This window comes from Pseudomonas sp. PIC25 (assembly GCF_002286785.1).
GTDB lineage: Bacteria > Pseudomonadota > Gammaproteobacteria > Pseudomonadales > Pseudomonadaceae > Pseudomonas_M.
In genome coordinates, this window is the sequence record NZ_MUJY01000013.1 from 1 (window position 1) to 19207 (window position 19207).

Here is a 19207-nt window from a genome sequence, read left to right on the forward strand (position 1 = left end):
CAACCGAGGACTAAACATGAGCCTCTCAAATCGTCACAGGCAGAGCCGGTGACTCATGACCACGTCCTAAGGACGTGGTTTCCCAAGTTCAAATGAATAGTGGTCATCTTCCCTCTTCCTTATGGCCTTTGAATTTATGCCGCACGGCACATACGAATGAACCAATGCGTATCCAGTTGTCGGTATACGCATTCACCCTTTTTCCAATCAGGTGGATAGTTAGTTAGATCCGGAAGTATGCGATCCGCATCATCCTCATATTTTCCGAATACCCGTGGCCTCGAAGATACCGGGGGCCAGAGTTTTCTTTCGTGAGTACGCGCAACGGCAGGGATGTAGAACAGGCTTTTCCAGACAAGAGGCGGATAGCGCAGCGGAAGTTGTGTATAACGCAGATCAAGCATATCCACTTGTAGAGCTTCGAATTGCCGTAAGGCATAACGGCCCTCTGCGGTTCCGGCATCAATATCATCCACTTTCTTGGCCCATTCGACTGAGTAAGGATCGGGAGGCCAATACCCCATTGTATGATTTACACGATCCACTCCGGCCCGCCGCTTGATGGCCTGAATTTCAGGCGAAGCATCCCACTGCACTCTATGCTGCCCAGGCAGAGGTTCAGGAGCGTTGTAATACGCCTGGATAAGCGCTTCGATATCCTGCCGATGTTCCTGAAAGTGGGCGATCATTTCCTCGTCGCTGGGCAATGGATTGACGAAGAATAAACCCCAGATGCTGAAAGCCAGCAATGCCGTTGGCACGAGATATAACGGAATACGCCGAACACCTTTTCGAATACCGGACCTTTGGGCCAAAAGCGGCATCCACCACCACATTGTCAGCGTTCCCAAGAATGATGAAAGCAGCAGACCAAGCAGCATTAATTTTTGCATATCAACACCCATAGTCCTTCCTTCTTTTTCTCCATGGCCAACCCATTCCCATCAACAAAACTCCTTCCCTCATGCAAACCCTCTACCGCCACACTTCCTTCCAATTCAATCACAGCGCAAAGAATCATTAACACCGAACTTTCTCCACCGCATTATCAACTTCCCGTAACTACCCACGACTCACTCCCATCAATTCCAAATACCGCCCATTACCTACTTCAATGTCATATCCCTCCGCTGTTCGCCGGGCCTGTTTTCTTTTTTCCAGGTGGCGCGCCGGGTTGTTCAGTGCATCCAGGGCCGCCTCGGCCAGTGCCTGGGGATCGAAGAAGTCCACGAGCAGGCCGTTTTCTCCGTGCTGGATCGCTTCGCGCACGGGGGCGGTGTCGGAGGCGACGATGAGGCAGCCGCAGGCCATGGCTTCGAGGAGCGACCAGGAGAGGACGAAGGGGTAGGTCAGGTAGGTGTGTATCGCGGACACCTGCAAAGCCTGGCGGTAGGTGGCATAGGGCACTTTGCCAAGGAAGTGCACGTGGGCGGGGTCGACGGGGTTTTCCCGGAGCAGTTTGCTGCGCCAGTTTTCCGCGTCTTTCGGGCGACCGCCGTAGCTCACGTCGTCGCCGCCGATGACCACCACCTGGCAGTCCGGGTGTTCGCGGAGGATCGACGGCAGCGCACGCATGAAGGTATGGAAGCCACGGTACGGCTCCAGGTTGCGGGCGACGTAGGTGAGTACCGGCATGCCGGCGCGCAGGACGGTTCCGTTGGGGAGTGGCAGCGTTGCGCGGGGATCGGGCTGGAGGACGCGGGTGTCGATGCCCTCATGCAGTTGGATGAGTTTGTACCGATAGGCCTCGGGGTGCAGGTCGAGCTGCCAGCGGGTCGGGGCGATGCCTTGGTCGCAGTGTTCCAGGTTGAGCAGGTGCAGGGCGTTGCGGGTACGGATGCGCGCGGCGCCGTCGAGGTCCAGCGGGAATTCCGGGTCGAAGTTCGCGTCGGCACCGTGGGCGTGATAGTAGAACTCGCAGAAGTGGATCAGCCGGGCAGCGGGAAAGGCGTCCCTGGCGAAGAGCGTTTCGCCCCAGCCGGGATGAGCCAGGATGATGTCCGGCCGATAGCCCTTGCGCTTGAGGTCGAGCAGCAGACGCAGAACCTGCTGGCCATGCAGCACGCCGTCCTCGAAGGGACGCAGGTAGGGATGGATCGCCTCGCTCGCCGTGCGATGCGGTTTGTAGCGCAGCAGCGGCACGCCGGCGAGGCCAGGGGCGGTGTCGCGTCCGATGGCCAGCACCTCCACGCCCGGTTGCGCCAACAGGCAACGGGCGACATGGCGGAACTGGCCGGGGAAATTCTGGTGGATGATCAAGATGCGCATCAGGCAGCCCTCCCGGCAGCCGAAAGAAGAATGTCCAGCAGGCGCCCCAAGCTCTTCTCGGCCGATCCCAGGCGCAGCGCATGGTCGGCAGCCCTGATGCGGGCTCGTTCCAATGCCTCGCCATCGATACGCAGCCGCCGCGATGCCCGGTCCTCCTCGGGCACGACGGCCACGCCCAAGGCTGCCGCCGCCTGGGCGGTACGTACCTGCTCGACATGGGATGGCAGGAGTAACAGCGGCTTGCCGGCGCGCAGCGATTGGCTGACGGTACCGAAGCCGCCGTGGCAGACGACCAGATCGCCGCTTTCCAGAAGCGCGTGCATGTCCAAGGGGGCTTGGCTGATGTGGATCGCGCCCAGACTCGCCAAGCGTCTCAACTCGCCCGCCGGCCAGCGTGGCAAGTAGGCGAGCATGCGGTCGCCACGCCTGAGGCAGCCTTCCAACACAGGGATGGCGTGGGAGTGATCCGGCTTCAGATAAGCGAAGACTTTGCGCCCCATACCGTCGGGCCAAGGCAAGCGTTGGCCGGATGTGAGGCCCTGGATAGCGCCCAGGTGCAGGTTGGGCGAGTGTGGGCCGAAGTGGTTGAGTTCCGGCCAGGTCAGCCAGTGGGTTTCCACCTCGAACAGCCGGGAGAAGCTACCTAAACCGGGCCTCCCTTGGCTCGCCAATACCTGATCGATCACACGCTGGACACGCGCCTCGCGCCGCTGCAACTCGTCGAGCGGCACGGGCTCCCAACTGCGTAGAGCCGGCAGGGGATCGCCGGGCGGCGGGACGAAGAACCCGTTGTCGAGACAGACACAGCGCACGCCATCGCAGCGTGCCGCCAGGGTCGCAGTCGGCGCGGCCTCGGCGATGATCAGGTCGGGCTGGAGCAGATCGAAAAGGGAGCGCCATGCTTGAAGCAGGCCGCTCAGGGAGACGGCGTCGTGGTAGCCGCTTCGCCAGAGAAGGTCGGCATGGTTGAGCGGTATTTCGCCTGGATGGTGGGCAGGTGGTTGAGGAGCTTGAAACCAGGGGACGCCGAGCGGGCCGAAATAGCGCGGTGCCTGGGTGACGTCCGCCAGTACCACGCTGACGCGCTGCCCCCGGTCACGCAATACCGCAGCGATGGTCGCCATCTGGCTGACATGGCCAAGGTCCGCGCCCAGCTCCCAACACATTACGAAATGTCGCCCCATGACTCGCTCCCTGTCCGACAGCCATGCGCGGTCACGGTCGTCGCCGCCACCCGAATGCCATCATTGTCCTAAGGGAAGGGAAATCGCCGGAGCAGAACGCGTCACAAAAAAGTGTCGGATATCCAAACACTTACACGCGTCGGGAAAGCCTTAGGGCGGGACTCCCGAGGGCTTACCGGCCGCATTTCGACCATCAATAAACCGCTCACACCCAAGCTTCGATGCCGGTCACTTTCTGTCCGAGACCTTTTGCCACACTCTCGCCGAACTCCCTCCGCCAGGGTCCACCTAAGCTGAAAAGGCAGCTCACCCCGCGGAGGAATGCTCATGTTGCGTATTGCCATCAACGGTTACGGACGCATCGGCCGCGCCCTGCTTCGTTCGCTGTACGAACGCGGTCTGGAGCGCTCGATCCATCTGGAGGCGATCAACGACCTCGGTGACGCCCCCACTCTCGCCCATCTGACCCGCTTCGACTCCACCTTTGGCCGCTTCTCCGGGCGTATTGCCCAGGAGGAAGACAACCTGGAGGTGAACGGCCAGCGCATCCGCCTGTTGCGCGAGCGCGAGCCGGGCAATCTGCCGTGGGGAGAGCTGGGTGTCGATCTGGTGCTGGAGTGCTCGGGCAAGTTCAAGAAGCGGCCGCAGGCTGAGCTGCACCTGGATGCGGGCGCCCGGCGGGTACTGCTGTCGCACCCGATGGAAAGCGCTGATCTGACGGTGGTCTACGGCGTCAATCACAACCAACTGGGCAGTCAGCAGATCGTTTCCAACGCGTCCTGCACCACCAATTGCCTGGCGCCGCTGGCGAAGGTGCTGCATGAAGCGGTGGGCATCCGCCAGGGGCTGATGACCACGGTGCATGCCTATACCAACGACCAGAACCTGCTGGACCGACCGCATCACGATCTCTACCGCGCCCGCGCCGCCACCCAGTCGATGATTCCCACCAGCACCGGTGCGGCCAAGACCATCGGGCTGGTGCTGCCGGAGCTTTCCGGACGCCTGGATGGCCTCGCCGTGCGCGTGCCGACGCCGAATGTCTCGCTGCTGGACCTGACCTTCACCGCAGAGCGTCCGGCCAGCGTAGAAGCGATCAACGATGCCCTGCGCGAAGGTGCGCAACGCATGCCGGCCGGGGTGATGGAGTGCAACGAACTGCCGCTGGTATCGAGCGACTTCAATGGCTACCCGGTGTCCTGCGTAGCGGACCTGAGCCACACCCGCGTCCAGGGCGATCTGGTGAAGGTCCTGGCCTGGTATGACAACGAATGGGGCTTCGCCAACCGCATGCTGGATGTGGCGCTGGCTTGGCCGGCCAGTTGAATCCGGCCGTTCCGGGCGCTCCGCCGGAGCGCCCGGTGCAGCCTCCTTCTTCGCCTTTTTCCAGCATAGGGAATTCCTTACCCAACACCTCCAATCCACCTACCTGAAAATCAGCCTCAGCCGATGGTGGCACAGGCGTCTCAATAGGCATCATTTTGCTATCAAAAAGCCACACCGCACGCTTGCCGTGGACAGGTCGTGAGCCCGCCTTGCCGCGTATCGGATGGAGACTTCTCCTTGAAACAACCTGCCACCGCCCCGGGCCAATCTGCCTGGGTATTCCTGATGCCTCTCCCATCCGTGCTTTTTGGCAGTGGCAGCATCGTGCTGGTGGGAGGACTCCAGCGTCTGCCCGTCACGCTTGCCATCGCGCTTCTGTTCCTCGGGCTGGGCACGACCGTGCTGCTGTCTTCCTTGATCCGGGCGCGGGACAAGGCCTTTCAAACCCTTGACGAACAGGCCCAGGCGGATCGGGCCACCGCGGAGAAAGCCCTGTGCCAGTGCGGCCTAGAGCCTACCTGCCGGGGCGTCTTGCCGGTCTGGTCCGGGCAGATCGACTTCGCCCGCGAGCACACCGAGGACGCCATCACCGCGCTGACTGAGCGTTTCGCCAGCCTCGCCCAGCGTGTCGAGCAGGCCCTCGCCAGTAGCCGCGAAGGCGGTGCGGACACGGCCCTGGTCGACCTGCTCGGCAACAGCCAGCAGGAGCTGGATTCCGTCATCGGTGCCCTGCGCACCGCGCTGGCCAACAAATCGGCGTTGCTGCAACAGGTGACCGAACTGGCCAACCTGACCGAGCAACTGCGCGCGATGGCCCTGGACGTCGGCAACATCGCCAAGCAGACCAACCTGGTGGCGCTCAACGCGGCCATCGAAGCGGCCCGCGCCGGCGAGGTAGGACGCGGCTTTGCCGTGGTGGCCGACGAGATTCGCAAGCTGTCGTCGTTGTCCGGCGAAACCGGCAAGCGCATCGGCGAAACCGTGGAAACGGTGAGCGCCGCCATCGCCGGCACACTGGCGATTTCCCGTCAGTACGCCGACCAGGACGAAGCCACCGTGGACCACTCGGGCCAGGTGATCGAGCAGGTGATCCAGCGTTTCCGCGATGCCACCGACGCCCTTCTCGGCTCCTCCCGGCTGCTGCGCGAAGAAAGCGCCGCAGTGGGCCATGAAGTCGCCGAAGTGCTGGTTGCCTTGCAGTTCCAGGACCGCGTCAGCCAGGTACTCGTGCTGGTACGCAACGACCTGGAACGGCTTCACCGGCACATCGGCCAGCGGGGAGACGACCGCGACGCCGGCCGGACTCCCCAACCCATCGACGCCGATGCCTGGCTCGACCAGTTGGCGCGGACCTACACCGTGCCGGAACAACACGCCGTTCACCACGGCGGCGCCCACCGCACCGCCTCTTCCGAATCCGATATCACCTTCTTCTAGGACCCAGACATGGCCAAGACCATCATGATCGTCGACGACTCCGCTTCTCTGCGCCAAGTCGTCAGCATCGCCCTCAAGGGCGCCGGCTACGACACTGTCGAGGCCTGCGACGGCAAGGACGCGCTGAGCAAGCTCGACGGCCGCAAGCTGCACCTGATCATCAGCGACGTGAACATGCCGAACATGGACGGCCTGTCCTTCGTCCGCGCGGCCAAGCAGCTCCCGGCCTACAAGTTCACGCCGGTGATCATGCTCACCACCGAAGTCAGCGACGCCAAGAAGCAGGAAGGCCAGGCGGCCGGCGCCAAGGCCTGGGTGGTCAAGCCGTTCCAGCCCGCCCAGATGCTCGCGGCGGTCTCCAAGCTAGTCCTGCCGTGATTCGAGGGAAGCAGACATGACCCGTGCCCAGACCCGGCAACTCGCTGTCGCCGGCGAGCTGACAATCTACACCGCCAGCGAATGGAAGCCGCGGCTGCTCGCCCCCCTGCTCGAGGACGAGCATCTCGAACTGGACCTCGGCGCGGTGCAGGAGCTGGATACGGCCGGCCTGCAGCTCTTGCTGCTGGCGAAGAAGGAGGCTCGCGCACGCAGCCTGACCCTGCAGTTCTGCAACCACAGCCCGGCGGTCCTCGAGGCCATCGAGCTGTGCGGCCTGGCGGGTTTCTTCGGCGATCCGATCCTGCTCCACCCCACCCGGCCATGACGAGCGCACGCCCATGAACCTGGACGACGCCCTGCATACCTTCATCGCCGAGAGCCTGGAGCTGTTGCAGCAGATGGAAGAGGCCCTGCTGCACATCGAACAGGCGCCCGACGATCCGGACACGATCAACGCGATTTTCCGTGCGGCGCACACCATCAAGGGTTCCGCCGGGCTGTTCGGCCTGGACGGCATCGTCGCCTTCACCCATGTGGCGGAGAGCGTGCTGGATCTCGTCCGCGCCGGCCGGCTGCGCTTCACCGAGGAGCTGGCCGCGCTTTTCCTGCAGGTCTGCGATCACATCGGCGTCCTGGTGAAACGGGCGGCGGAACACAGAGAACCGGAGGACAGCGTGCGGCAAAACGGCACCCACCTGCTCGACTGGCTGAACGGCCTGCTGGACGACGGCCCCGCACGCGACGCAACCGCTCAGCCGCCCGCGACCTGTTCCGCCGGGGCCAGCGTGGAGCGCGCCGCGGATACCGTCGGGACCGATCACTGGCACATTTCCCTGCGCTTCGGCCAGGACTTGCTGCGCAACGGCATGGACCCGCTGGCGTTCGTTCGCTACCTGGCCACCCTTGGCCGGATCCTGCACATCGTCACCCTCACCGACAGCCTGCCGGGCGCGGACGACATGGACCCGGAAAGCTGCTACCTGGGCTTCGAGATCGCCTTCCGCAGCGACACCGACAAGGCCACGCTGGAAGACGTCTTCGAGTTCATCCGGGACGACAGCCTGATCCGCATCCTGCCGCCACACAGCCGCACGGCCGAGTACCAGCAGCTCATCCAGGCGCTGCCCGAGGAAGACATGCGCCTGGGCGAAATCCTGGTGCGCTGCGGCACGCTCACCGAAGCCGAACTGGCCGAGGTGCTGCGTAGCCAGGCGCATGACGTTCCGCCGGCACCGGTCGGCCAGTTGCTGGTGGAGCAAGGCATCGTCCACCCGCCAGTGGTCGAGGCGGCGCTGAAGAAGCAACAGCAGGTCAAGGAGCACCGCCAGGCGGCGAACAACCTGATCCGGGTCGACGCCGGCAAGCTCGACCAACTGATCGACCTGATCGGCGAGCTGATCATCGCCGGCGCCGGAGCCAGCCTGGTCGCCCAGCGTGCCGGCAACGGCGAACTGATGGAAGCCACCGCCCTGCTCTCGCGGCTGGTGGAAGAGGTCCGCGACTCGGCGCTCACCCTGCGCATGGTGCAGATCGGCGCCACCTTCAACCGCTTCCAGCGGGTGGTGCGCGACGTGGCCAAGGAACTGGGCAAGGACATCCACCTGGAAATCAGCGGCGGCGAGACCGAGCTGGACAAGACCCTGGTGGAGAAGATCGGCGACCCGCTCACCCACTTGGTGCGCAACGCCATGGACCACGGCATCGAGCCCGCCGAGACGCGCCTCGCCCGGGGCAAGCCGGCCCAGGGTCTGCTGCGGCTGAACGCCTACCACGAGTCGGGCAGCATCGTCATCGAGGTGGCCGACGACGGCGGCGGCCTGAACCGCGAACGCATCCTGCGCAAGGCCATCGAGCGCGGTCTGGTCGCAGAAGGCGCGCCCCTCGGCGATGCGGAGATTCTCAACCTGATCTTCGAACCCGGCTTCTCCACGGCGGAACAGATCAGCAACCTCTCCGGCCGCGGCGTCGGCATGGACGTGGTGAAACGCAACATCGCCGCCCTGCGCGGCAGCATCGAACTGGACAGCACCGAGGGCCTGGGCACCAGGGTGCGCATCCGCCTGCCACTGACCCTGGCGATCATCGACGGCTTTCTGGTGGGCGTCGGCAACGCGGCCTACGTGGTCCCGCAGGACCTGGTGGTGGAGTGCATCGAGCTGGACTGCGAGAGCGGCCACGACTATCTCAACCTGCGCGGCGAGGTCCTGCCGTTCATCCGCCTGCGCAGCCTGTTCGACATCGAAGGCACGCCGCCACGCCGGCAGAACGTGGTGATCGTGCAGTTCGGCGGCCTGCGCGCCGGACTGGTGGTCGACCAGTTGATGGGCGAGTTCCAGACCGTGATCAAGCCCCTCGGCAAAGTCTTCGGCCGTATCCGCGGCATTGGCGGCTTCACCATCCTCGGCAGCGGCGAGGTCGCCCTGATCCTCGACGTGGCAGGGCTGATCCAGCACCTCGCCAGCCAGCGCCACGAGGCGCATCCCCACACTTTTCTGAAGGAATCGCTATGAAGAACATGCGAATCGGTATCCGCCTCGTCCTGGGTTTCGCCAGCATTCTGGTGCTGATGGCTCTCCTGGCCTGGAACGGCATCAGCCGCCTGCAACATACCCGGGAGGATCTCGATGAGATCGTCAACCTGCGCATGCAGCGGGTGATGCAGGTCGCCACCCTGCGCAACCAGATGAACATCGTCGCCCGTGCCACCCGCAACACCCTGCTCACCGACGATAGCGCGCGCATCCGCCAGGAGACCGACCGCGTCCTCGCCGCGCGGACGGAATTCACCAAGGTGCTCGACGCCATGAGCGACAGCGTCACCACGGACGAAGCCAAGACGCTCAGCAGCGACATCCGCACGCACTTCGAAGCGGCCGTGCCGCTGGTGGACCGTGCGCTGCGGTTCAGCGAATCCGGTCGCAACGCCGAGGCCGCCGACCTGCTGATGAACGAAGTGGCACCCGTGCAGGAAAGCCTCTTCAAGGCCCTGGACGCCATGCTCGCCTACCAGCAGCGCAAGACCGGAGAAGCGGCGGCCCAGGCCGAAGCGAACCACGACGCCGGGGTGCGCATGACGCTGATCCTGCTGGGCGTCGCCGTGGCGCTGGGCGCCCTGGTCGCGGTTCTCATCACCCGCTCCATCGTGCGTCCGCTGACCGAGTCCATGCAGATGGCCAACCGCCTGGCCGCCGGCGATCTGTCCGGGGAAATCGCCATCGACCGCCGCGACGAGACCGGCCAGCTACAAACCGCCATCCAGGGCGTGTCGGCCAGCCTGCAATCGCTGATCGCCGAGATGAACCGGATGTCCGCCGAGCACGACCGGGGCGACATCGACGTCCGCGTCGACACCGAACGCTTCCAGGGCGCCTACCGGGCCATGGCGGAAGGGGTCAACACCATGGTCGAGGGCCACATCGCCGTGAAGAAGAAGGCTATGGCCTGCATCGCCGCGTTCGGCGAGGGCGACTTCGATGCGCCGCTGGAACGCTTCCCCGGCAAGAAAGCGTTCATCAACGAAGTGATCGAGCGGACCCGCCAGCAGCTCAAGGACGCCGCAGCCGCCGCTGCCGTGGCCACTACCATCCGCACCACCCTGGACAATGCCTCGGTCAACGTGATGATGGCGGACAACGACGGCATCATCCGCTACATGAACAAGGCCACCGAAGCCCTGATGCGCCAGTCCGAGGCGAGCTTCCGCAAGCTGCTGCCGCAGTTCCGCGCGGACCAGATCATCGGTACCAACTTCGATGCCTTCCACAAGAACCCCAGCCACCAGCGCAACCTGCTCAGCCATCTGCGCGGCACGCATGTCGCCCAGATATCCGTCGGCGGCCTGACCTTCCGCCTTAGTGCCAGCCCCATCTACGACCTGGCCGGAACCCGGCTCGGTACCGTGCTGGAATGGATCGACCGCACCGCCGAAGTGGCCGCCGAACAGGAGATCGCCCAGGTGGTGGCCGCTGCCGCGGCCGGCGACTTCTCCGCACGGGTCGCCGAGGAGAACAAGACCGGCTTTTACCAACTGGTCGCCGAGGGCATGAACCGCATCGTCGGTACCAGCGAAAACGCACTGGCGGATGTCCAGCGGGTCCTGGCTGGCCTCGAACGCGGCGACCTGACCCAGGTGATCGAGAACGCCTACCAGGGCGCCTTCGATGGCCTCAAGCACTCGGTCAACGCCACCATCCACACGTTGTCCGGGATCATCGGCGACGTGCGCGGCGCGGCGGACTCGCTGTCCAGCGCCTCGGAACAGGTCTCGGCCACCGCCCAGAGCCTGAGCCAGGCCTCCAGCGAACAGGCGGCCAGCGTCGAAGAGACCTCCGCCTCCATGGAGCAGATGTCCGCCTCGGTCGAGCAGAACACCGAGAACGCCCGGGTCACCGATGGCATGGCCTCCAGCGCCGCCCGCCAGGCGAGCGAGGGTGGCGAGGCGGTCAAGGACACCGTCGTCGCCATGAAATCCATCGCCGAGAAGATCGGCATCATTGACGACATCGCCTACCAGACCAACCTGCTCGCCCTCAACGCCGCCATCGAAGCGGCCCGCGCCGGCGAGCACGGCAAGGGCTTCGCCGTGGTCGCCGCCGAAGTACGCAAGCTGGCCGAGCGCAGCCAGGTCGCCGCCCAGGAAATCGGTGAAGTGGCCAAGGGCAGCGTGGCCCTGGCCGAGCGCGCCGGCAGCCTGCTGGACGACATGCTGCCGAGCATCGCCAAGACCTCCGACCTGGTGCAGGAAATCGCGGCCGCCTCGTCCGAGCAATCCGCCGGTGTCGGCCAGATCAACATGGCGATGAACCAGCTCAGCCAGATCACCCAGCAGAACGCATCTTCTTCCGAGGAACTGGCCGCCACCGCCGAGGAGATGAGCGGCCAGGCCGAGCAGTTGCAGCGGTTGATGGCGTTCTTCACCCTGGACGAGCCCTCCGGTGACGCGCGCCGCCCGCACGCCGCCGCGCCGGTTGCGGAGCGCGCGCTCGGCAGTGTCATTCCACGCCGTCCGGCGATGGCGATACCGGCGGGCTTTACTGTCTTCGAGGAATGATGCGGTCCAACAGTGACGAGGGCCGCGCTCACGGCGGCGGCCCCTCCAGGAGACGTTCATGGGTCAACTGATCAAGGCGGATACGCGCGACCTCGCCGCGGAATCCCGCCAGTACCTCACCTTCACCCTGGGCGGCGAGCAGTTCGCCGTGGGTACGCTCTGCGTCAAGGAAATCATCGAGTACGGCCAGGTCACCGCGATCCCCATGATGCCGCCCAGCATTCGTGGCGTGATCAACCTGCGCGGCGCGGTGGTCCCGGTGATCGACCTCGGCGCGCGTTTCGGCGGCCCCGTCACGGTGGTCGGTCGGCGTACCTGCATCGTCATCCTCGAAGTCCAGCACGCCGAGGGGCGGCAGGTGCTCGGCGTGGTGGTGGATGCCGTCAACGAAGTGCTGGAAATCGCCCCGGCGGACATCGAGCCTCCCCCCGCCTTCGGTACCCACATCCGCACCGATTTCATCCTCGGCATGGGCAAGGTCGGCGGACGCTTCGTCATCCTGCTCGACATCGGCCGGGTGCTTTCCGTCGACGAACTCGCCGACCTGGCCAGCGCCGCGCAGCACGCGGACGGGCAGCCATGAGCGGATACCGGCGGGGTGAGCAGGACAGGGCCCCCGGGCGCTCCGGCGAACGCGGCGCCTCGTGCCCGCCCGTGCTGAGCGACCAGGAGTTCCGGCAGTTCCGCACCCTGCTCCACGAAGTAGCCGGCATCAGCATGAGCGACGCCAAGAAGCCGCTGGTGAGCGGGCGCCTGGCCAAGCGCATCCGCCAGTGCGGCCTGGGCAGCTACGGCGACTATTTCCGCCTGCTGGCGCGCGAGCAGGCCGAACTCCAGGTGGCGGTCGACCTGCTGACCACCAACGAGACCTACTTCTTCCGCGAGCCGAAGCATTTCGAGTTCCTCCGCGAACAGATCCTGCCGCCACGCCGTGGCCCGCAGAAGATACGCATCTGGAGCGGCGCCTGTTCCAGCGGGGAAGAACCCTACAGCCTCGCCATGACCCTGGCCGACAGCCTCGGCCAGCAGCCGTGGGAGGTGGTCGCCTCGGACATCAGCACCCGTGTGCTGGAGAAGGCACGGACGGGCCTCTACCGTCTGGACGATGCACAGGCACTGCCTCGCTCGATGCTGATACGGCACTGCCTGAAGGGCGTCGGCGAACACGAGGGCTGCTTCCTGGTGAAGCCCGAGCTGCGCGAGCGCATCCGCTTCATGCAGGTCAACCTGAACACCCCGCTGCCCGACCTGGGGGACTTCGACGTCATCTTCCTGCGCAACGTGATGATCTATTTCGACCAGGAGACCAAGCGCCGCGTCGTCCGGCGCCTGCTACCCCGGCTGCGCCCCGGCGGCTACTTCATCGTCAGCCACTCGGAAAGCCTCAACGGGGTGTCGGACGAGCTGCGCCTGGTCAGCCCCTCGATCTACCGGAAGCCCCATGCGTAAGCCCGTCCCGCTCATCGAGGTCTTCCTGCAGCCGGGCGAGCTGTACTTCGGCGACCGCCACACACGTATCCGCACGCTGCTGGGTTCCTGCGTCTCCCTGGTTTGCTGGCATCCGCTCCGGCAGATCGGCGGGATGTGCCACTTCCTTCTGCCGACCCGGCCGTCCATGGCTGGCGGCGAACTGGACGGCCGCTACGCCGACGAGGCCTTCGACCTGATGCTGCGCGAAATCCGTATCGCCAAGGCGCGCCCCGACGAATTCCGCATCCAGCTCTTCGGCGGCGGCAGCATGTTTCCCGATGTCGCACGGGGGAGCGCGGGCCATGTCGGGCGCAAGAACGTCGAGGCCGCCCGGCGCCTGCTCGACGCCCATGGGCTCGCCTGCAGCGGCGCCCACGTCGAGGGTGTCGGTCATCGCAGCCTGATCTTCGATCTGTGGAACGGCCATGTCTCGATCCGGCACACCGCCCCCGAGGCCGGCCACAAGACGGACAGGCGTGCATGAAGCCGATCGCCGTGATGATCGTCGACGACTCCGCCGTAGTGCGCCAGGTGCTTTCCGCCCTGCTGGCCGAACAGCCGGATATCGAGGTGATCGGTGTCGCTGCCGACCCGTTGTTCGCCCTGGAGAAGATGCAGCGCCGCTGGCCGGACGTAGTGGTGCTGGACGTGGAAATGCCGCGCATGGATGGCCTGACGTTCCTGCGCAAGCTGATGGCCGAGCGCCCGACGCCGGTGGTGATCTGCTCCACCCTCACCGAAGCCGGCGCCCAGACTACCCTGCAGGCCCTGGCGGAAGGCGCGGTCAGCATCGTGACCAAGCCGCGCATGGGCCTCCGGCAGTTCCTGATCGACAGCCGCCAGGAGTTGGTCCACGCGATCCAGGGCGCGGCCCGCGCCAACCTCGGCCGGCTGGCCGCGCGCCCCGCCGTATCCGCCCTGCCCGCTCTGCCGCCCTCGAGCACCCAGGCGATGCTGCACACCACGGACCGCGTGGTGGCCATCGGGACCTCGACCGGTGGAACCCAAGCGCTGGAAACGATACTCACTGTTCTGCCGAGTACCTGTCCGGGCCTGGTAATCGTCCAGCACATGCCGGAGCACTTCACCAAGGCGTTCGCCGAGCGGCTCGACCGGCTCTGCCAGATCGAGGTGCGCGAAGCGGAGGACGGCGACCGGGTGATGCCGGGCCGGGCCCTGATCGCGCCGGGTGGCCGGCACATGCTGCTGCAGCGCAGTGGTGCGCAATACCGTGTGGAGATTCGCGACGGGCCGCCCGTCAGCCGGCACCGGCCTTCGGTGGATGTGCTGTTCCGCTCCACCGCCCGCGCCGCCGGAGCCAATGCCCTGGGCATCATCATGACCGGCATGGGCAGCGACGGCGCCCGTGGATTGAAGGAAATGCGCGACGCCGGCGCCCACACCCTGGCCCAGGACGAAACCACCTGCGTGGTGTTCGGCATGCCCAAGGAGGCCGTGAAGCTCGGTGCCGCGGAACAGGTCCTGCCCCTTGGCGAGATTCCCGGAGCGATCGTCGCGGAGCGGCCAGGACGCAACTGATCGACGCCAACCCATTCAAAGCCGGCCATGGAGTGGCCGGTGAACACAACCGAGAGCCGCGGCAACGAGCGGCCGTATCGCCAGGCCGTACGACATGAACGACTTGCTCGCCCCACCGCCAGCACCGCACCACGACAGCGCTGCCATTCAGCCTTACCTCGCGGCCTTCGCCGCCAGCCTGGATGGCATGGCGCTCTACGAGCTGGACGACCAGGCCCGCCTGTACCTGCACACCAGCAACCCGGCCTGGCGTCGGTTGCTGGGCCTGGCGGAACAAGCCCCGTCCGTGGCCCTGGACGCGTGCCTGCCGGCCGGCGCCGCACGCCAGTTGGAAGCCGACAGCCTGGCCTGTGTCGCCGCTGGCGAAGTACGCGACAGCGAGATCGAGCTGCAACTACCCCATGGCTGCGGTCAGTTCCTGCAACGCCTGGTACCGCTGGGGTACCGCCAGGTGCTGCATATCCTCCGCGACCTCACGGCGAACAGGCACCACCAACAGCAATTGCTGAACGATACCCAGTCGTTCCGCATGCTGGCGGAGCACACGCCCGACACCATCGCCCGTTACGACCGCGATTGCATACGGACCTACGCCAACCCCGCCTTCGCCCGCCTGGCCGAAGTGCCGGTGGAGGGCCTTCTGGGCAAGAAACCCAGCCATGTCGCGACCGCCGAAATGCTGGCGTACGAAGCCAAGCTCCTCGATGTGCTGCACAGCGGCCAGCCTGCCGAACACGAGCTGGCTTGGCAGACGCCGGATGGACGAACGGTCATCAGCCATATCCGCATCGTCCCGGAGCGCACGGCCGACGGGCAGATCGTCAGCGTGCTGGCAGTGGGCCGCGACATCACCGGACAACGTCAGGCCGAAGAGGTGCTGCGGATCAAGGAGCAGGAATTCCGTACGCTGGTGGAGAATTCGCCGGACGTCATCGTGCGCTTCGATCGGACGGGACGACGCATCTACTGCAACCCGGCGTACGAAGCCATGTTCGGCGCCAACGCGGCGGACGTGCTGGGCGCTTCGCTGCTCCAGCGCAGCTTCTACCTCCCGGAACAGGCCGCCCGCTATCACGCCGGGCTGTTGGACGTAATAGCCAAGGGCACGCCGACCGCCCTGGAGATCGAATGGATCAAGGGCAACGGCGAACATGTCGTCCAGCATGTCCGCGTCGTTCCCGAGTTCGACCGCCATGGCCAGGTCGAAAGCGTGCTCACCATCGCCCGGGACATTTCCTCCCTGAAGGAAACCAGCCGCCGCCTGGAGGAAGCCGAAGCACTCGCCCGTCTCGGCCATTGGCAACTAGACTTCCGCACCCGCAAGACCCGACTCTCGGCGGAACTCTGTCGCCTGCTCGGCCAGCCACACGGTTGGGCTCCCTACCCCGAACAGGTGCTGGCAATGCTGCCCGAGGAAGAGCGCAACCGAATCGCCACCAGCCTTCAGCAGGCCTATCTGGCGCGAACCACCGAGCTGGCGATGGACTACAGCATCGACACCGGCCAACGCACGCTGCACCTGCACTCCCGGTTGCGCATCGCCTATGCCGAAGACGGCACGCCATTGCGGATGCTCGGCACCGTGCAGGACATCAGCAAGCTGAAGGCGTATCAGAAACAACTGCACACCCTCGCCTTCTTCGACTCCCTGACCGGCCTGCCCAACCGCGAGTTGTTCAACGCCAGGCTTCAACAGGCCATGCTCCAGGCCGACCATGGCGGCCGGCACATCGCGGTAATGATCCTAGACCTGGACAACTTCAAGATCGTCAACGACACCCTCGGCCATGCCGCCGGCGACGATCTGCTGCAGGAAATCGCCCGCCGCCTGGGCGATGCCATGCGCGATGGCGATACCGTCGCCCGTCTGGGGGGCGACGAATTCGCCCTGGTCCTGACCGGCATGCACGACGTCGCCGACCTCGAGCGCACTGGCCACGCGCTGCTCCAGTCCATCGGCGAAGTCTGCCGGATCCAGGGCCGCGAGCTGTTCATCTACTCCAGCATCGGCATCTCCCGCTATCCGCACGACGGCCAGACCATCGAGGAACTGCTGCAATACGCCGACACCGCGCTCTATCACGCCAAGGAACAGGGGCGGAACAACCTCCAGTTCTATACGCCGAGCCTGACCCAGCACACCACCCAGCGCCTGGCCATCGCCGCCAACCTGCGCCATGCCCGGCAGAACGGCGAACTGGAGCTTTACTACCAGCCGCAGATCGACCTGAGCAGCGGCCTGTTGATCGGCGCGGAGGCGCTCCTGCGCTGGAACCATCCACGGGACGGCCTGATCCAGCCCGACCACTTCATCTCCATCGCCGAAGAAACCGGCCTGATCGTCGGCATCGGCGAATGGGTGCTGCACACCGCTTGCCGCACGGCAGTGGAGTGGAACCGCGACCGGCAGCGACGTATCAAGGTCGCCGTCAACCTCTCGCCACGCCAGTTCAAGCTGAACGACCTGCTCGCCTCGGTGTGCAATGCCCTGCAAGCCACCGGCTGCCGGCCCGCCTGGCTCAGCCTGGAAATCACCGAAGGCTTGCTGCTGGACGACAACCCGGTCGTGCGCGAAACCTTGAAGCAACTGAGCGACATGGGCTTTTCCATCGCCATCGACGACTTCGGCACCGGTTACTCGGCGCTCGGCTACCTGAACCGATTCCCGGTGGAAACCCTGAAGATCGACCGCTCCTTCATCCGCGATATCGAGCACAACAAGCGGAGCGCCGAGCTGGTCAAGGCGATCATCTCCATGGCCCACAGCCTGCGCCTGACCCTCATCGCCGAAGGCGTCGAAAAGCCCTCCCAGGAGGCGTTGCTGAGACGCCATGGCTGCCACAACGCCCAAGGCTACTTCTACGGCCGTCCCATGCCGAAAGAAGCCTTCGAACAACTGCTCGCAGATCTATGAAGCCAGGCCCGGAGAGCGAGGCAAAGATGGCTGGAGAGAAAACCAGGGAAAATAGGAAATTCCCTACCCCTCATCCCAACCGGATTACTCGAAAATCAGTCGCATCCGATGGTGGTTCCCAACCCTGGGGACGCATCATTTTGATATCAATTGGCCATTCTTCTTCATGGGACAAAATCATGCGGAAGAAACACTTTTTGCAACGCTGAATCGCTTCGGACGGAGAGTCCACCTTGCAACCGCTCACAATCTACCCGAAGCGCCAGACCACTGCCGCCGATCTGCGCCAGGCCCAACAGAACGGCGAATTGGAGCTGTACTACCAGCCGCAGGTCGATCTCGGCACCGGCCTGCTCATCGGCGCGGAAGCCCTGCTGCGCTGGAACCACCCCGAAAAGGGCCAGCTCACACCGGACCAATTCCTCCCCGTCGCAGAAGAGAGCGGCCTGATCGTCGATATCGGCGAATGGGTCCTGCACAACGCCTGCCGGACCGCCGTGGACTGGAACCAGGACCGGCGGCGCGTCCTGACGATCGCCGTCAACCTGTCGCCGCACCAGTTCGGCCCGAACGACCTGCTCGCCTCGGTCTGCCGCATTCTCCAGGTCACCCGATGCGAAGCGGAATGGCTTACCCTGGAAGTCACCGAAGCCTTGCTCCAACACGACAACGGCTCCGCCTGCGAAACCCTCGAACAGCTACGCGACCTGGGTATCTCCATCGTCATCGACGACTTCGGCAAGGGCACGTCGCTGCTCAGCCCACTGAAGCGCTTCCCCGTGGATAGCCTGAAGATCGACCGATTCTTCATCCGCAACATGAAACGCGACAGCGAGAACACGGAACTGATCAAAGCGATCATCGCCCTGGGCAGCAGCCTGAACATGAGCCTGATGGCCGAAGGCGTCGAAGACCCCTCCCAGGAAGAAATGCTGCAACGCTACGGCTGCCATAGCGCCCAAGGCTACCTCTACGGCCGTCCCATAACGAAGGAAACCTTCGAACAATTGCTGTTCGATACGGGCGCGGCACTCTGAGCGCCCGCCCGATCCGCTGGCAGAAAGAACCGCTGTAAAAGAAAAGGCCCATCGCATGATGGGCCTTCTCCTTTTCCAGGGGCGTTACTGCCAGTTCGCGGCGATCACCACCTCCAACTGTGCCCGCTGATCGGCTGAGAGATTCGACTCCCCGCCCGCCGGCACACCAAAGGAAGCCATCGCATCCACCAGCGACTGCACCTGGCTTTCCAGCAGAGTCTTGCCATCGGCCATCTTGAACTGATCCAGATGGTAGTTGCTGCTGGAATACCAGCTACTGATCGACACCTTGTCACTCGAGCCGATGATGCTGACATCCAGGTTCGAACCGTTGCGACGGAACCACAACTGCTCGACGGAAACCCCATCCCCGAACTGCAACGTGTCGACACTGGCGGCGGCAGTGTCGTAGTTGTTGATGGTATCCACGCCAGAGCCGTTGCCGAAGAGGTAGGTGTCGGAACCGGTGCCGCCATCGAGGTAGTCGTTGCCGCTGCCACCATCGAGGATGTCGTCGTCCTGCTCGCCATACAGCCAGTCGTCACCCTCTCCGCCATTCAGCACGTCGTTGCCGTACCAGCCGAATAGTTGGTCGTTACCGGCA

At 64.7% G+C, this 19207-nt stretch carries 15 protein-coding genes and 2 pseudogenes; 13 read left to right on the forward strand and 4 right to left on the reverse strand.

What is annotated here, in order from left to right; genetic code table 11:
* Positions 1–134: 134 nt before the first annotated feature.
* The 3 genes from BZL41_RS27655 to BZL41_RS28790 all read right to left on the reverse strand — a co-directional run bounded on the left by BZL41_RS27655 (position 135) and on the right by BZL41_RS28790 (position 3452).
* Complete coding sequence (locus BZL41_RS27655) at positions 135–905, reverse strand: hypothetical protein (RefSeq protein ID WP_143517988.1); 771 nt, start codon at positions 903–905, stop codon at positions 135–137.
* Between the two features lie 157 nt (positions 906–1062).
* Complete coding sequence (locus BZL41_RS00255) at positions 1063–2268, reverse strand: glycosyltransferase family 4 protein (RefSeq protein WP_095597438.1); 1206 nt, start codon at positions 2266–2268, stop codon at positions 1063–1065.
* Complete coding sequence (locus tag BZL41_RS28790) at positions 2268–3452, reverse strand: glycosyltransferase (RefSeq protein WP_095597439.1); 1185 nt, start codon at positions 3450–3452, stop codon at positions 2268–2270. The genes BZL41_RS00255 and BZL41_RS28790 overlap by 1 nt, the downstream gene beginning before the upstream one ends.
* Positions 3453–3779: 327 nt before the next feature.
* On the opposite strand from BZL41_RS28790, the gene gap reads away from it, so the two are divergent.
* The 13 genes and pseudogenes from gap (at position 3780) to BZL41_RS00320 (ending at position 18603) form a co-directional block, all read left to right on the forward strand.
* Positions 3780–4778 (forward strand): type I glyceraldehyde-3-phosphate dehydrogenase, encoded by a 999-nt coding sequence (gene gap, locus BZL41_RS00265; protein WP_095597440.1) that lies wholly within the window; start codon positions 3780–3782, stop codon positions 4776–4778.
* Positions 4779–5063: 285 nt separating this feature from the next.
* Positions 5064–6215, forward strand: coding sequence for a methyl-accepting chemotaxis protein (locus BZL41_RS00270; RefSeq protein WP_095597451.1), 1152 nt, complete (start codon positions 5064–5066; stop codon positions 6213–6215).
* Between the two features lie 9 nt (positions 6216–6224).
* A complete protein-coding gene (locus BZL41_RS00275) occupies positions 6225–6593 on the forward strand; it encodes a response regulator (protein ID WP_084337901.1) in 369 nt (122 codons plus the stop codon).
* Positions 6594–6609: 16 nt separating this feature from the next.
* Positions 6610–6918, forward strand: a complete 309-nt coding sequence (locus BZL41_RS00280; RefSeq protein WP_095597441.1) for a lipid asymmetry maintenance protein MlaB — start codon at positions 6610–6612, stop codon at positions 6916–6918.
* A 13-nt stretch (positions 6919–6931) separates the two neighbouring features.
* Positions 6932–9103, forward strand: a complete 2172-nt coding sequence (locus BZL41_RS00285; protein ID WP_095597442.1) for a chemotaxis protein CheA — start codon at positions 6932–6934, stop codon at positions 9101–9103.
* Between the two features lie 5 nt (positions 9104–9108).
* Positions 9109–10734, forward strand: a pseudogene (locus tag BZL41_RS29315) (MCP four helix bundle domain-containing protein); the annotation flags it as partial.
* Positions 10732–11643: pseudogene (locus BZL41_RS29320) on the forward strand (methyl-accepting chemotaxis protein); the annotation flags it as partial. The pseudogenes BZL41_RS29315 and BZL41_RS29320, both read left to right, overlap by 3 nt.
* Before the next feature lie 58 nt (positions 11644–11701).
* The gene (locus tag BZL41_RS00295) at positions 11702–12226 is read left to right on the forward strand and encodes a chemotaxis protein CheW (RefSeq protein WP_095597444.1); all 525 of its coding nucleotides are present in this window, start codon (positions 11702–11704) and stop codon (positions 12224–12226) included.
* A complete protein-coding gene (locus tag BZL41_RS00300; protein WP_095597445.1) occupies positions 12223–13092 on the forward strand; it encodes a protein-glutamate O-methyltransferase CheR in 870 nt (289 codons plus the stop codon). The genes BZL41_RS00295 and BZL41_RS00300 overlap by 4 nt, the downstream gene beginning before the upstream one ends.
* Complete coding sequence (locus BZL41_RS00305; RefSeq protein ID WP_095597446.1) at positions 13085–13597, forward strand: chemotaxis protein CheD; 513 nt, start codon at positions 13085–13087, stop codon at positions 13595–13597. Before BZL41_RS00300 ends, BZL41_RS00305 begins: the two co-directional genes overlap by 8 nt.
* Positions 13594–14652 (forward strand): chemotaxis response regulator protein-glutamate methylesterase, encoded by a 1059-nt coding sequence (locus BZL41_RS00310; protein ID WP_095597447.1) that lies wholly within the window; start codon positions 13594–13596, stop codon positions 14650–14652. Before BZL41_RS00305 ends, BZL41_RS00310 begins: the two co-directional genes overlap by 4 nt.
* A 94-nt stretch (positions 14653–14746) precedes the next feature.
* On the forward strand, positions 14747–17566 hold the full coding sequence (locus BZL41_RS00315) for a bifunctional diguanylate cyclase/phosphodiesterase (protein WP_095597448.1): 2820 nt from the start codon (positions 14747–14749) through the stop codon (positions 17564–17566).
* 233 nt (positions 17567–17799) lie between these two features.
* A complete protein-coding gene (locus BZL41_RS00320; RefSeq protein ID WP_168190890.1) occupies positions 17800–18603 on the forward strand; it encodes a bifunctional diguanylate cyclase/phosphodiesterase in 804 nt (267 codons plus the stop codon).
* An 84-nt stretch (positions 18604–18687) separates the two neighbouring features.
* Here BZL41_RS00320 and BZL41_RS29260 read toward each other — a convergent pair.
* A partial coding sequence (locus tag BZL41_RS29260) for a calcium-binding protein (RefSeq protein ID WP_095597450.1) occupies positions 18688–19207 on the reverse strand: 520 nt, incomplete at its 5' end.